12 protein-coding genes are annotated in these 13,685 nt (G+C 55.2%); all 12 read left to right on the forward strand.

Annotation, left to right across the window (positions count from 1 at the left end; all coding sequences use genetic code 11):
• Positions 1–18 precede the first annotated feature (18 nt).
• The 12 genes from kduI to QWY20_RS01985 all read left to right on the forward strand — a co-directional run bounded on the left by kduI (position 19) and on the right by QWY20_RS01985 (position 13,622).
• Positions 19–861, forward strand: a complete 843-nt coding sequence (gene kduI / locus QWY20_RS01930) for a 5-dehydro-4-deoxy-D-glucuronate isomerase (RefSeq protein ID WP_330127354.1) — start codon at positions 19–21, stop codon at positions 859–861.
• A 73-nt stretch (positions 862–934) separates the two neighbouring features.
• Positions 935–1,963: a TRAP transporter substrate-binding protein gene (locus QWY20_RS01935; RefSeq protein ID WP_330127355.1), complete on the forward strand. Its 1,029-nt coding sequence runs from the start codon at positions 935–937 to the stop codon at positions 1,961–1,963.
• The gene (locus QWY20_RS01940) at positions 1,956–2,456 is read left to right on the forward strand and encodes a TRAP transporter small permease (protein WP_330086076.1); all 501 of its coding nucleotides are present in this window, start codon (positions 1,956–1,958) and stop codon (positions 2,454–2,456) included. The genes QWY20_RS01935 and QWY20_RS01940 overlap by 8 nt, the downstream gene beginning before the upstream one ends.
• Positions 2,456–3,754 (forward strand): TRAP transporter large permease, encoded by a 1,299-nt coding sequence (locus QWY20_RS01945; protein ID WP_330127356.1) that lies wholly within the window; start codon positions 2,456–2,458, stop codon positions 3,752–3,754. Before QWY20_RS01940 ends, QWY20_RS01945 begins: the two co-directional genes overlap by 1 nt.
• A gap of 25 nt (positions 3,755–3,779) precedes the next feature.
• On the forward strand, positions 3,780–4,559 hold the full coding sequence (locus tag QWY20_RS01950; protein ID WP_330127357.1) for an IclR family transcriptional regulator: 780 nt from the start codon (positions 3,780–3,782) through the stop codon (positions 4,557–4,559).
• Between the two features lie 31 nt (positions 4,560–4,590).
• Positions 4,591–5,625: a LacI family DNA-binding transcriptional regulator gene (locus QWY20_RS01955; RefSeq protein ID WP_330086079.1), complete on the forward strand. Its 1,035-nt coding sequence runs from the start codon at positions 4,591–4,593 to the stop codon at positions 5,623–5,625.
• Between the two features lie 222 nt (positions 5,626–5,847).
• Complete coding sequence (locus tag QWY20_RS01960) at positions 5,848–7,296, forward strand: glycoside hydrolase family 28 protein (RefSeq protein ID WP_330127358.1); 1,449 nt, start codon at positions 5,848–5,850, stop codon at positions 7,294–7,296.
• Between the two features lie 78 nt (positions 7,297–7,374).
• Positions 7,375–8,958 carry a UxaA family hydrolase gene (locus tag QWY20_RS01965; RefSeq protein WP_330127359.1) on the forward strand — a complete coding sequence of 528 codons (1,584 nt, stop codon included), beginning with the start codon at positions 7,375–7,377 and terminating at the stop codon, positions 8,956–8,958.
• 133 nt (positions 8,959–9,091) lie between these two features.
• Positions 9,092–10,510 carry a glucuronate isomerase gene (gene uxaC / locus QWY20_RS01970; RefSeq protein ID WP_407935388.1) on the forward strand — a complete coding sequence of 473 codons (1,419 nt, stop codon included), beginning with the start codon at positions 9,092–9,094 and terminating at the stop codon, positions 10,508–10,510.
• Between the two features lie 34 nt (positions 10,511–10,544).
• The gene (locus QWY20_RS01975; protein ID WP_330127361.1) at positions 10,545–12,011 is read left to right on the forward strand and encodes a mannitol dehydrogenase family protein; all 1,467 of its coding nucleotides are present in this window, start codon (positions 10,545–10,547) and stop codon (positions 12,009–12,011) included.
• A complete protein-coding gene (gene eda, locus QWY20_RS01980) occupies positions 12,011–12,655 on the forward strand; it encodes a bifunctional 4-hydroxy-2-oxoglutarate aldolase/2-dehydro-3-deoxy-phosphogluconate aldolase (RefSeq protein ID WP_330086084.1) in 645 nt (214 codons plus the stop codon). The genes QWY20_RS01975 and eda overlap by 1 nt, the downstream gene beginning before the upstream one ends.
• Before the next feature lie 10 nt (positions 12,656–12,665).
• A complete protein-coding gene (locus tag QWY20_RS01985; protein ID WP_330127362.1) occupies positions 12,666–13,622 on the forward strand; it encodes a sugar kinase in 957 nt (318 codons plus the stop codon).
• Positions 13,623–13,685: the final 63 nt, after the last annotated feature.

Below are 13,685 nucleotides of genomic sequence, written 5' to 3' on the forward strand. Positions count from 1 at the left end.
TATTCTGTGAGGAAAGTTATGACTGTTGAATTTGAAAGCCGTTACCCAACCCATCCGGATGACGTTAAAAAGTACGATACCGAACAACTGCGCCAGCACTTTCTGGTAGATAACCTGATGCAGCCCGACAAACTGGTGCTGTGTTACACCCACTACGAGCGGGTTCTGGTCGGTAGTGCCGTGCCGGTAAAGGCCGCCATAGAGCTGGAAGCGGTGGATGCGCTCAAAGCCGATTACTTTTTAGAGCGCCGCGAATTGGGGGTGATCAATGTGGGTGGTCCAGGCAAAGTGGTGGTGGATGGCAACGAGTACCCACTGCAAACCAAAGAAGGGCTCTATGTCGGTATGGGTGCTAAGGATGTCAGCTTTTACAGTGACAATGCCAGCACACCGGCCAAGTTTTATCTGAACTCAGCGCCGGCGCACTGCAGTTACCCAACCAGGCATCTGACCATGGACAATTGCACCGTGCTGCAAATGGGATCGCAGCAAACTTCGAATGAGCGCGCCATTCACCAATTGATGATCCGGGATGTGGTGCAAACCTGCCAGCTGCAAATGGGCCTGACTGTGCTTAAGCCGGGCAGTGTCTGGAATACCATGCCGGCGCATCAGCATGATCGGCGGATGGAGGCCTATTTTTACTTTGATTTGGCAGACGATCAGCGGGTTTGTCACTTTATGGGGCAACCGCAACAAACGCGCCATATCTGGGTTGCCAGCGAACAAGCCGTAGTATCACCGGCCTGGTCCATTCACAGTGGTTGTGGCACCAGCAATTACGCCTTTATCTGGGGCATGGCAGGTGAAAACCTGGATTACCACGATATGGATAAATTTCCGGCCAGTGCCATGCGTTAAGCATCCTAAAGGAAAGTCCCATAAATCAGGTGCACAGCAGATGCGCCATAACTGCAACAGGGTTGGACTGACTATGAAGAATGACGTTGTCTCAGGCTGGCGACACCGGGTGACCGCAGCGGCTTTGCTGCTGGGGCTGCTGGGGTGTCAGCCGGACACTGAACACACTACCTTACGCCTTGCTCATACGTTGGATCAGGAGCATGTAGTGCACAAAGCCATGGCGCTGATGGCGGAGCGACTGGCGGAGTACTCCGATGGCAGCATGAGCATCGAAATCTACAGCGGCGGTCAACTGGGCAGCGAGCGCGAGCTGGTCGAGCTGCTGCAAATTGGCAGTCTGGCTATGACCAAAGTATCGGCCAGTCCGCTGGAAGGCTTTGTGCCCGCGATGCGGGTGTTCAGTGTGCCCTATATTTTCAGCGACAACGATCACTATTGGCGGGTACTGGAAAGCGATTTGGGCCAGCAGTTGTTGCAGGAAATCGAACAAGCCCGTTTGCATGGTTTGGGCTACTACGATGCCGGTAGCCGCAGCTTTTACTCCACCCATACCCGTATCGATAGCCCGGCCGATTTACGTGGCAAAAAATTCCGGGTGCTCAATAGCCAGACCGCAGTGCGGATGGTGGAAGCTTTAGGCGGCGCAGCCACGCCCATTGACTGGGGGGAGCTTTACACCGCCTTGCAACAAGGCGTGGTCGATGGCGCCGAGAACAACCCGCCCAGTTTTTATCTGTCCCGCCACTATGAAATCAGCCGTTATTACAGCCTGGATGAACACACCGCGGTACCGGATGTGTTGATCATGAGTTTGCATGTCTGGCAAAACCTGAGCCCGCAGCAACAAGCCTGGGTGACCCGGGCGGCACAGGACTCCATTGTGTATCAGCGTGCCGCCTGGCAGCAGGCCTCGGATGAAGCATTGGCAGCGGTGAAAGCGGCGGGGGTTACGGTAATTTACCCGGATAAAGAACCCTTTCGCCAGGCGGTTCAGCCTTTTCATCAAAGCCTGATGCAGACCGATATTGGCCCTTTGCTACAACGAATTGCTGAGCTGGATACTCCGCAGCCGAGCCCTAAGGAGAGCGAGCATGACTAAATTGGTGCATTGGGTCGATACCCTGCTGAAGTGGTTTCTGGCCAGTCTGATGGCTGGCATTGTAGTGGTGGTGTGCTGGCAGGTGGTGTCCCGCTATGTGTTAGGAGCACCCAGCTCTATCACTGAGGAGCTATCACGCTGTTTGCTGATTTGGATTGGCATGATAGGTGCGGCCTTTGCCTATCGCACCGGCGTGCATCTGGGGCTGGATATTGTGACCCGGCGCTTAAAAGTAGAGCGTCAGCGGCATGTTCAATTGGTTTTAACGGCGGCTGTGGTGCTGTTTGCCTTCAATGTGATGGTGATTGGTGGTGGCAACCTGGTGTGGTTGACCTATGAACTGAATCAGATGTCGGCGGCCTTGGGCATTCGTATGGCGTACATCTACATCGCCATTCCATTATCCGGCATGTTGATTGTGTTTTATGGTCTGAGCCAGTTGTACTTTGGTATTCGGCAGCAGCCGATGCAGCCGGTAGAGGGGATGCATTGATGGAATTGGCAATTATAGTTTTACTGGTGGTGTTTTTTGGCCTGTTGCTGCTGAATGTGCCGATTTCGTTTTGCATTGGTTTGGCTACCCTGGCCACCATGCTGCTCAGCATCGATTTTATGCCGGCTGTTACCACCATGGCACAGCGTATGGCCGGTGGCATCAACAGCTTTGCGCTGTTGGCTATTCCGTTTTTTATACTGTCTGGCCTGATTATGGGGCGGGGTGGCATCGCCCGTCGGCTGATTGAATGCGCCATGGCTTTGATTGGCATGTTGCCGGGTGGCCTGGCACTGGTAAATGTGGTGTCTTGCATGTTTTTTGGCGCCATTTCCGGCTCGGCGGTTGCTGCGACCTCGGCCATCGGGAGCTTTATGCTGCCCGAAATGAAAAAGCAGGGTTATGATGTCAATTACAGCGCGGCGGTCACCGCCTCGGCTGCCACCACCGGGATGCTGATCCCACCGAGCAACATTCTGATTGTCTACGCCATCGCCAGTGGCGGAGTTTCCATTGCGGCCTTGTTTGTCGCTGGCTACCTGCCGGGTATTTTATTGGGCATGGCACTGATGCTGGTTTGTGCCGGTTACGCCAAACTAAAAGGGTATCCGGTTGGTGCCCGGCTGCCGCTCAAACTGGTGGTGCCAAAAGTAGCAGCAGCGCTGCCCAGCTTGTTTATGATTTTTCTGGTGATTGGCGGCATTATCAGCGGCGTTTTTACTGCCACTGAAGCAGGCGCCATCGCTGTGGTGTATTCGCTGATTCTGGCTGTGGGCATTTACCGGGAAGTCAAACCAAATGAACTGCCTGCGGTGCTGATGAAAGCGGCGGAAACCACGGCCATCGTGATGGCGCTGATCGCCACTTCTTCAGCGATGTCCTGGATCTTGTCCTACGAGCAGATCCCGCAGGTGATCAGTGCTGCCATGCTGACCTTAAGTGAGAATCCACTGCTGATCTTGCTGATGATCAACCTGATCCTGCTGTTGGTGGGCGCCTTTATGGACATGACACCGGCGGTGTTGATTTTCACGCCGATTTTCCTGCCGGTGGCGGTGGAGCTGGGCATGAGTCCATTGCATTTTGGCATCATGATGGTGCTGAATTTGTCGATTGGCCTGGTGTCCCCACCGGTTGGCAGCGTGCTTTTTGTGAGTTGTGCCATTGCCAAAACGCGGATTGAAGCCATTATCCGGCCCTTGTTACCGCTCTATCTGGCGATGTTTGCGGTGCTGATGCTGGTGACTTATGTACCGGCGATCAGTGAGTTTCTGCCGAAACTCTTTGGCTTGTACTAAGCAGCAACTGCTGCTTTAGGAGGCAATGATGGTAAGTTACGTGATCCCGAATCTGGCCAATGCCTGCCGGATGATTGATGAAATCAGCCGTGCCGAGCAAGGGTTGAGTTTGTCCGAGCTGGAGCAGCAACTGGCGGTGCCACGTACCACCGCCTTTCGTATTTTGCAGACGCTTTGCCAACAGCAACTGATTGAAAAGCATGGTAAGAAATACCTGGCTGGTAGTCAGTTGCTGCGTCTTGGCTTAAGTTTACTCAGCTCAATGCCGGTAAAACAAAAGGCCTTGCCGATGTTGCAGCAATTGTCACTGAGTACCGGTTTTAGTTGTCATCTGGCTTTGCCCCATGCGGATGGTTCCCTGCTGGTTGAAGTCTGTGACAGCCCGAATCCGCTGCGGCTGGCTGCCAGACCTGGCACCGTAGTGCCGCTGAACTGCTCGGCATCCGGTAAAGTGTTTCTGGCGTTTCGCTGCTTCGACCGTTTGCACGAACCTGCGTTGCAAGCCAGCTTTGTCAGGCGCACCGAACACAGCTTGCTGGCGGGGGAGGCGTTAAAATCGGAGTTGCAGCGGGTGTTGGCTCGGGGGTATGCTACTGACGAGCAGGAGTACCACCCGGATGTGCGTTGCCTGGCGGCACCGGTTCGCGATGAGCTGGGACAAGTCGCTGCTGCCGTCGGGGTCAGTGCGCCTGCGATACTGTTTAAAAAACAACAAATCCAACAGATTGCTGCACAAGTCAAACAAGCTGCCATCGAGATCTCCCTGGCAACCTATCGTCCACAACTGATGGCCATGGGGAAGTAGTGTTGGCTCAATTGCACAGGTGCAGATAAAGATGATCAAAATGAAGCAAGCCACCATCAACGACGTTGCCCGCATAGCCGGCGTGTCAAAACGAACTGTTTCCAGGGTAATCAACGGTTCTCTCAGCGTTGGAGAGCATACCCGTACCAAGGTACAGAACGTGATCAACGAGCTGAAGTACTCGCCCAATACCCAGGCCCGTGGGCTGGCATCCAGCCGCTCCTATCTGCTGGGGCTGATTTACGACAACCCGGATGCGCTTTACCTCGACTCGGTGCAGCGTGGTGTGCTGGAGGTGTGCTCCAACCTGGGCTATGAACTGGTGGTGCATCCGTGCCGCTACCAAAGCCCGACTCTGGTGCAGGACTGCCTGCGCTTTATCAGTCGCTCAAAGCTGGATGGCATTATTGTGCTACCGCCGGTATCGGAACTCGAAGAGCTGGCTCAGGCACTGAAAGACTCCGGCCGGGCCTATGTACGGCTCAGCTCGGTGGCACTGGATGAACCCTGTCACATCGTGGTATCGGACGACCGGGCGGCCTCGGCTGAAATGGCGCGCTATTTTGCCCAGCTGGGCCATGAAAAGATTGCTTTTATTACGGGCCCTCAGGCCTATAAGTCGACCATCGAGCGGATGGAAGGTTTTCAGCTGGGGTTATCAGCCTATGGCATTCAACTGCGTGCGGATTGGATTGTCGAAGGCGATAACAGCTACGAAAAAGGCATTGAGTGTGCCCGGCAACTCTTGCTGGCCAGTGAACGCCCCACAGCGATTTATGCCAACAATGATCAGATGGCCGCAGGGGTACTGAAAGTAGCACACGAACTGGGAATTGCAGTGCCGGCGCAATTATCGGTGGCTGGTTTCGACGACAACATGCTGGCCTCCCGGGTGATTCCTTCCTTAACCACCATTCGCCGGCCGGTTCGGCAGATGGCATTGCTGGCAGCGACCAAAATGATTATGTCGATTGAAAACAACGATAAAGGCGCTGAGCAGGTGGCGGCTAAGGTAGCACCGACTCTGGTGGTACGGGAGTCTACAGCCAAAGTCCGGCAGTCCTGAGCCCTCTGCGGTTTATAAAAATCAGTACTTTAAACGTGACGCTGCTCTGCTTTTGTTTGGTGCAGAGCAGTAAACTGCCACCGATAGACATTTTTTTTGATTTTTACTTGCCACCGGTGGCAAATTGATTATGATAGAAGCATACGAGGTGTCCGCTTTGATTGCATCCAGTGCATTGCAGCGGGTACTGCCACAACACAGCTAACAGGATAGGACAGTACCATGACCGATTTGATGAAGCGCCAAAGCCTGAAAACTCTGGGAGCATTGACCGGCGGCCTGAGCCTGATGTCTCTGACTGGTTGCAACCCAGCCCCGGCCGTGATGCAGGATGCCAGCGATGCCGCTGATGAAGCTTTGTGGCAGCAAGCCGATGCCATCATCGCCAGCATTGTCCCGACGTCTTTCCCGGCGCAAGACTTTCCGATCACGGACTTTGGTGCTGTTGGCGATGGCCACACCGATAATACCCAGCCCATTGCTGCTGCCATCGCTGCCTGTGCCACCGCTGGTGGTGGCCGGGTACTGGTACCGGCCGGCCGCTTTATGACCGGGGCCATTCATCTGAAATCCAATGTCAACCTGCATCTGCAAACCGATGCCGTGCTGTCGTTTTATACCGATGCAGAGCACTATTTACCGAAAGTATTCACCCGTTGGGAAGGCGTTGAGCTGATTGGCTATTCGCCGCTGATCTATGCCTTTGAGCAGGAAAACATTGCTGTAACCGGTGACGGCATATTAGAAGGCAATGGCAGTGCGACCAACTGGTGGCCGTGGAAAGGGGTTTGGGAGCGACGCAACTGGGAATACGACGCCTCGGTCGATCAGGTGCAAACCCGTACCCCTATTTTCCAGATGGCCGAGCAGGGCGTACCTGTTGCTGAGCGGCAGATGGACAATGACTTTTTACGGCCACCTTTTATTCAGCCTTATCGCTGCAAGCGGGTACTGATTGAAGGGGTCACCATACGTAACTCACCCTTTTGGCTGATTAATCCGGTGCTCTCGGAAGATGTGGTGGTGCGCTCTGTCAATTGCATCAGCCATGGGCCGAACTCCGATGGCTGCAATCCTGAGTCCAGCAACCGGGTGTTGATTGAAGATTGCTTGTTCGACACCGGCGATGACTGCATTGCGCTGAAATCAGGCCGCAACAATGACGGCCGTCGGCTGGCCACCCCGATACAAAATGTCGTGATCCAGGACTGCATGATGCGCTCTGGCCATGGTGGTGTGGTGATGGGCAGTGAAATCTCCGGTGGTGCCAGCAATATTTTTGCCCGCCGTTGCCGCATGAGCAGCCCGGATTTAAAGCGCGGTATCCGTATTAAAACCAACTCGGTGCGCGGTGGCCTGATTGAAAACATCTACATCCGCGATATTGATATCGGTGAAGTGCAGGATGCGATTGTGATCAACTTCTTCTACGAAGAGGGGGATGCCGGTGATTTTATGCCTGAGGTGCGCAACCTGCATATCAGTAATTTACGGGTCGCCAAAGCGCAGCGGGCCTTTGAGCTGCGCGGCTTTGAGCGGGCTCCGATCAGCGGCGTCACCTTGCACCATGTCCACTTTAAGCAGGTAGAGTCATTGGGACTACTGGATAATGTCGCCGGCATTGAGCACTACGATGTCACGGTCAATGGCAAGCCATTTGCGCTGCCCTGAGCTTTGGCGGCGGAAAATGCCACCGCTGGCAAATAACGTTTGCAAAAACTTTGGCTGAATAACGCAACAGGTAACATCATGAGTACAGAGCAACAAGCAGGCTGCAATATTCGTTTGACGACAACGCCCGGCAGCGCCGATGGGCTGGAAGCGCAGTTGCAGGTACTGCAGGTGCATCCTCGCGACAATGTGCTGGTGGCCTTACAGCCATTGCCGGCAGGTGCGGCCTTGCCGGAGCCTTTTGCTCATTTGACAGCCAGCCAGGCCATTCCGGCCGGTCACAAAGTGGCCTTGCAAGCCATTGCCAAAGGCCAGCCGGTGATCAAGTACGGTTTTGCCATCGGTGCCGCCAGCTGTGCCATCCAGGCCGGTGAGCAGGTGCATTCGCACAACTTAACCACGCTGTTAAGTGGTCAGCAGCAGTACCGCTACCAGGGCTGTGAAGCCCGCCAGCCAGAGTACCCGGCGGGGCTGCCCACCGAGTTTCAGGGCTATCGCCGTGCCAATGGTAAGGTGGGAACCCGCAATGAGCTTTGGATCATCAATACCGTTGGTTGTGTCAATCGTGCTGCCAGCCGCATTGCAGAGCTGGCCCGTAAAGAGTTTGCCGATTTACTGGCACAATCGTCGATTGATGGCATTCATGCCTTTACTCATCCCTTTGGTTGTTCACAACTGGGCGATGATCTCAGCAACACCCGCGAACTGTTGGCTGGTTTAATTCAGCACCCCAATGCCGGTGCCGTACTGGTACTGGGCCTGGGCTGTGAAAACAACCAACTGGCCACTTTGCTGAAGTCGAGCCCGGACATCGATGCCAGCCGCATCCGCGCTTTTAATGCGCAACAAGTGGAAGATGAAATTGAGCAGGGCCTGGCCGCTGTCGGCGAACTGCTGCAGCAGATGAGCCAGGATCAGCGCACGGCCTGCCCGGTTTCCGATCTGGTGATGGGCATGAAATGCGGTGGCTCAGACGGTTTAAGTGGCCTCACGGCCAATGCTCTGGTCGGGCGCATTGCCGACTTGCTGGCGGCCGCGAATGGCAAGGTGGTGCTGACGGAGACACCGGAAATGTTTGGTGCTGAGCAGGTGTTTATGGCCAGAGCCAGCAACCAGCAGGTGTTTGATGATCTGGTGCAGCTGGTCAATGACTTTAAACAGTACTTTATCGACAACCAGCAACCCGTGTATGAAAACCCAAGCCCTGGCAACAAAGAGGGCGGCCTGACCACGCTGGAAGAAAAATCACTCGGAGCCATTCAAAAAGGCGGCAGTGCTGCGGTGCAGCAGGTGATCCGCTATGGCAAAACGGCCAGCAAGGCAGGCCTTACCTTGCTGGAAGGGCCTGGCAACGATGCGGTGTCTTCAACCGCTTTAACCGCCGCCGGGGCTACCTTGCTGCTGTTTACCACCGGACGTGGCACACCGCTTGGATTTCCGGCGCCCACGGTGAAAATCTCGTCCAATTCGTCCTTGGCGGCCCGTAAACCACAGTGGATTGACTTTGATGCCGGTGGCCTCTTGCGACAAGGCCAGGATGCCACCGAGTTTAGCCATGCCTTTTTCCGCTATCTGCTCGAGGTTGCTTCTGGCCGGCAAACCCGCAATGAAGAGACCGACAACCGGGAAATTGCGATCTGGAAAAATGGCGTCACGCTCTGATGAGAGCAGACAAAGGCGACACAACGAAACTCCTGTCAGGTGGTTAGCCGGACAGAATGAATAACCTGGTGAGCACGGCTCACAGTCGACAAGATAGGAATGCACTATGACATCAGCTAGCAGCAGGATATCCGTGAACAGTACTTTAACCCTGCATCCGGATCGTTTGTTCCCATCGGATCCGACCATAAGGGCCATTGCGCAGCGCTTGTATCAGCACATTAAGGGTTTACCAATTGTCAGCCCACACGGTCATACGGATCCGCGCTGGTTTGGTGATAATACCAACTTTGACAATGCCACCAGTTTGCTGCTGCTGCCGGATCATTACGTCTTTCGCATGCTCTATAGCCAGGGGATCTCGTTGGAGTCGCTGGGTATACGTCGTCGCGATGGGGTGGTGGTGGAGCAGGATTACCGCAAAATCTTCCGGATTTTTGCCAGTCACTATTATCTGTTTCGTGGTACGCCATCGCGCATCTGGCTCGACAGCGTGTTTCATGATGTGTTTGGCCTGACAGAAACCTTATCAGCCGATACGGCGGATCACTATTACGACAGCATCAATGCGCAGCTGGTGAAACCAGAGTTTGCGCCGCGGGCCTTGCTCGATCGTTTTAACATTGAACTGATAGCCACCACAGAAGGCGCATTAAACGATTTACGCCATCATGCCAAGCTGAAAGGCAGTGGCTATGAGCAGCGGGTGATCACCACCTTCCGTCCCGATGATGTGGTAGATGCCGACAGAGCCGACTTTGCTGCCAATATTGCCAAACTTGGCGAACTGACCGGTGAAGATACCCGCAGCTGGCCGGGGTATCTGGCGGCATTGCGTAAGCGGCGGGCATTTTTCCGACAGCACGGTGCCACTGCGACCGATCATGGCCACCCAACGGCTATCACCGCTGATTTACCTGCCGATGAAGCGGCGGCCTTATTCCAGCGCTGCCTGGCTGGTGAAGCCAACCCGGCTGAAACCGAACTGTTTCGCGGCCAGATGCTGACCGAAATGGCTGGTATGAGCCTGGAAGATGGTATGACGATGCAAATTCACCCGGGCGCTCACCGCAATCACAATACCATTATTTTTGAGCGCTTCGGTCCGGATAAGGGCGCCGATATACCCAGCCCGACGGAGTTTGTCAGCAACCTGAAGCCGCTGCTGCAAAAGTATGGCAACGAAGCGGGTTTGACCATTATTCTGTTTACGCTGGATGAGACCACCTATGCCCGTGAGCTGGCGCCATTAGCAGGCCATTATCCGGCATTAAAGCTGGGCCCGGCCTGGTGGTTCCACGACAGCCCGGAGGGCATGCTGCGTTTTCGTCATCAGGTTACGGAAACGGCTGGTTTTTACAACACCGTTGGCTTTAACGATGATACCCGGGCATTTTTGTCGATCCCGGCCCGGCACGATGTGGCGCGTCGTATTGACTGCCGCTTTCTGGCCTCGTTGGTCGCTGAGCACCGGTTGACGGAAGAAGAGGCCATGCAGGTCGCCTACGATCTGACCTATGGTCTGGTGAAAAAAGCCTATCAACTGGCGTAAAGGGCAGTACCACAACATGGGACAAGACAACGTTATGCAGCCATTATCCAATCAGACGCTCAGCAGTTTGCAAGGCAAGGTGACCTTGCCTGACTACCGGCTGCAAGCCCGGCAGCCAGGCATCGGCATGGTGCATTTAGGGCCTGGTGCTTTTTTTCGTGGCCATCAGGCCTGGTACACCGAGCAGGCTCTAAAACAAGGCGGTGACTGGGGTATTTGTGCGGTATCGATGCGCTCGGGCGAGGTGGCTAAAGCGCTGAACCCGCAAGATGGGCTCTATACCCTGGTGGAGCTGGATAGCGAGATCCGCTATCAGGTCATTGGGGCCGTGCAAAAGGTGCTGGTGGCGGCAGAGCAGTATGCCGAGGTTCTGGCGCAGCTAAGCGCTGCCGAAACCCGTTTTGTCACTTTGACCATTACTGAAAAAGGCTATTGTCTGAATGCCGCCGGCGAGCTGGATCTGCAGCACCCGGAGATCCGTCAGGATCTGAAGCGTCAGACCCAACCTATCACTGCCATTGGCTTACTGGTCACTGCACTGCAAGCCAGGTATCAGGCCGGGGAAGCGCCTTTTTGTGCGATCAGTTGCGACAATCTGACCGACAATGGTCATAAATTAAAGCGGGCCTTGATCCGTTTTGCCCAAGAGTGGGATCCGGTATTTGCCAGTTGGTTGCAGAGCATGAAAAGCCCTTGCACCATGGTGGATAGCATCACTCCCGCTACTGACGATGCCCTGCGGCAGCAGGTCGCCAATGAGCTTGGTCTGGCCGATGCCTGGCCGATTAAGCGTGAGTCCTTTTTGCAGTGGGTGATTGAAGACGATCTACCCGCAGAGCGGCCCGACTGGCAAAGTGCCGGTGTGATTTTTGCTGCTGATGTCAGTGCTTTTGAAAAAGCCAAGTTGCGCTTGTTGAACGCACCGCACTCTACGCTGGCTTACCTGGGGTGTTTGCTGGGCTACGAAACAGTATCCGATGCGATGCAGGATGACACTCTGGTTGCGCTGATCAAACGGATGATTGCTGAGGATCTGATGCCATCCTTTCGCGCACCAGCGGAGCTCGATGCCGGTCAGTACAGCGCCGATATTCTTCAGCGCTTCCAAAATCCGGCCATTCGTCATTTGCTGGCGCAAATTGCCTGGGATGGCTCGCAAAAGCTGCCGATGCGGTTGCTGCCGGCAGTGCGCGACAACCTGGCCAGTGGCAGCTCCATTCGCTACCTGGCGCTGGCAGTGGCGGCCTGGTGTCGTTTTATCTGTCTGCGTCAGCAAAGCACAGTGCCTCTGGTCGATCCTTTGGCCGAACAACTGCTGGCGGTCGCTGCCAGTTGCACCGGCGATGCGACCGCCGATGTGGCGCGATTTTTGCGCCTGAGCGCTGTCTTTGGCCGCGATTTAGCTACCGAACCACGTTTTGTCGAGGCTTTGACCGAAGCGTATCAGCATTTAACTGACGGGGTGGTCAGTGCCTTGTCGCATTACACAGGAGTTGCCTGATGGCTGCATTATCTCCCCTACTGCGTGGACCGGCTTTATTACCCATTATTCAGGCCGATAGTCCGGACGAGGCAGTACAGATTGCCGCTGCTTTGCAGCAAGGCGGTATTGGCTCGGTTGAAGTAGTACTGCGTACCCGCCAGGCATTGGCTGCCATTACCGCCATCCGCGATGCCTTACCTGAGCTGCTGGTTGGCGCTGGTACCATTTTGTCAGCCGGGGATGCCCTGGCCGCTAAAGCGGCCGGTGCCGAATTTCTGGTGAGCCCGGCCAGTACGCCGGCGCTGTTGGATGCCATGCTGGCAACTGGTCTGCCGCTGGCTCCCGGGGTGGCGACGCCCTCCGAAATTGCGATGGCACTGGAAGCGGGTATCCATGAAGTGAAATTTTTTCCGGCGCACTTGTCTGGCGGTATCGAGATGCTAAAAGCCCTGCGTGGCGTGTTTCAGCAGGTGCGCTTCTGTCCGACCGGCGGCATCAGCCAGCACAATGTGGCAGACTTTCTGGCATTGCCGAATGTATTTGTGGCTGGCGGTTCCTGGCTAACGCCTGTTACGCTGGTGAAAGCCCAGGCCTGGTCGCAGATCACGGCACTGGCACAGCAGGCGACCGAGCTCGCCAATCAACAAAAGGCAGCGGCTTAAGGAGCAATGGATGAAAAAACGCATGGTGATGATGGGCGAGTGCATGGTGGAAATGTATCAGTTGGTTGAGAATGTCTACCATCAGTCCTTTGCCGGTGATGTGTTTAATACTGCTGTGTATCTGAAGCGCAGCTGTGAACAGCCGGTCGACGTGCAGTTTTTTACCGCGGTCGGCACCGATTTGATCAGCGATAAACTGGTGCGGGCGGTCAAGCGTGAGAAGCTGGATACTCAGCTGATGCTTAGAGCCAAAGGTGCCCGGCCAGGCCTGTACATGATCAACACCGATGCCTATGGTGAGCGCAGTTTTGTCTACTGGCGTGAAACCTCAGCGGCCCGTCAGGTCATGCAGTGCTTTGCCAGCCAGTCCTCTGTGGAGCAGTTGCTGGGAGCGGACATGTTTTATTTCTCCGGCATCAGCCTGGCCATTTTATCCGATGCCGATCGGCGGGCTTTGTTCGACCTGATTCACCAGCTAAAAGCCCATGGCAGCCAGGTGGTGTTTGATCCGAACTACCGGCCAGCGCTTTGGAGCAGCCAGGACGCGTGCCGGGCAGCCTTTACCGAGGCTTATCAGCTGGCTGACATTGCCATGCCGGGGCTGGACGATCACAAGGTGCTGTTTGAGCACAGCACGGTGGTCGAGGTGCAGGCATTTTTACAGCAACTGGATGTGGCTGAGATTATTGTGAAAGATGGCAAAAATGGCGTGGTCGGGACTTATCTGGATGAAGGCTTTGCTGCGCCGGCGCATCAGGTGAAAAAAGTGGTGGATACCACTGCGGCAGGTGATTCTTTTAATGGAGGCTATCTGGCGGCCCGGCTGGCCGGTGTCGCGCCGGAAGATGCAGTGAAATACGCCGCCAGGCTGGCAGCTTTTGTGGTGGAGCATACCGGCGCTATCGTCAATAAAGAGCATTTTCAGCGCTTTTGGTCACGCCATCGCCCATCCACTTTTATCAGTTAATAAAGCAAGATCCGGACGACCGGACAACAACAACCAGGCCACTCCTCAGGCAACCCTGCAAAC

The sequence above is a fragment of the Alkalimonas cellulosilytica genome (assembly GCF_036325985.1).
Taxonomy (GTDB): Bacteria; Pseudomonadota; Gammaproteobacteria; order Enterobacterales; family Alteromonadaceae; genus Alkalimonas; species Alkalimonas cellulosilytica.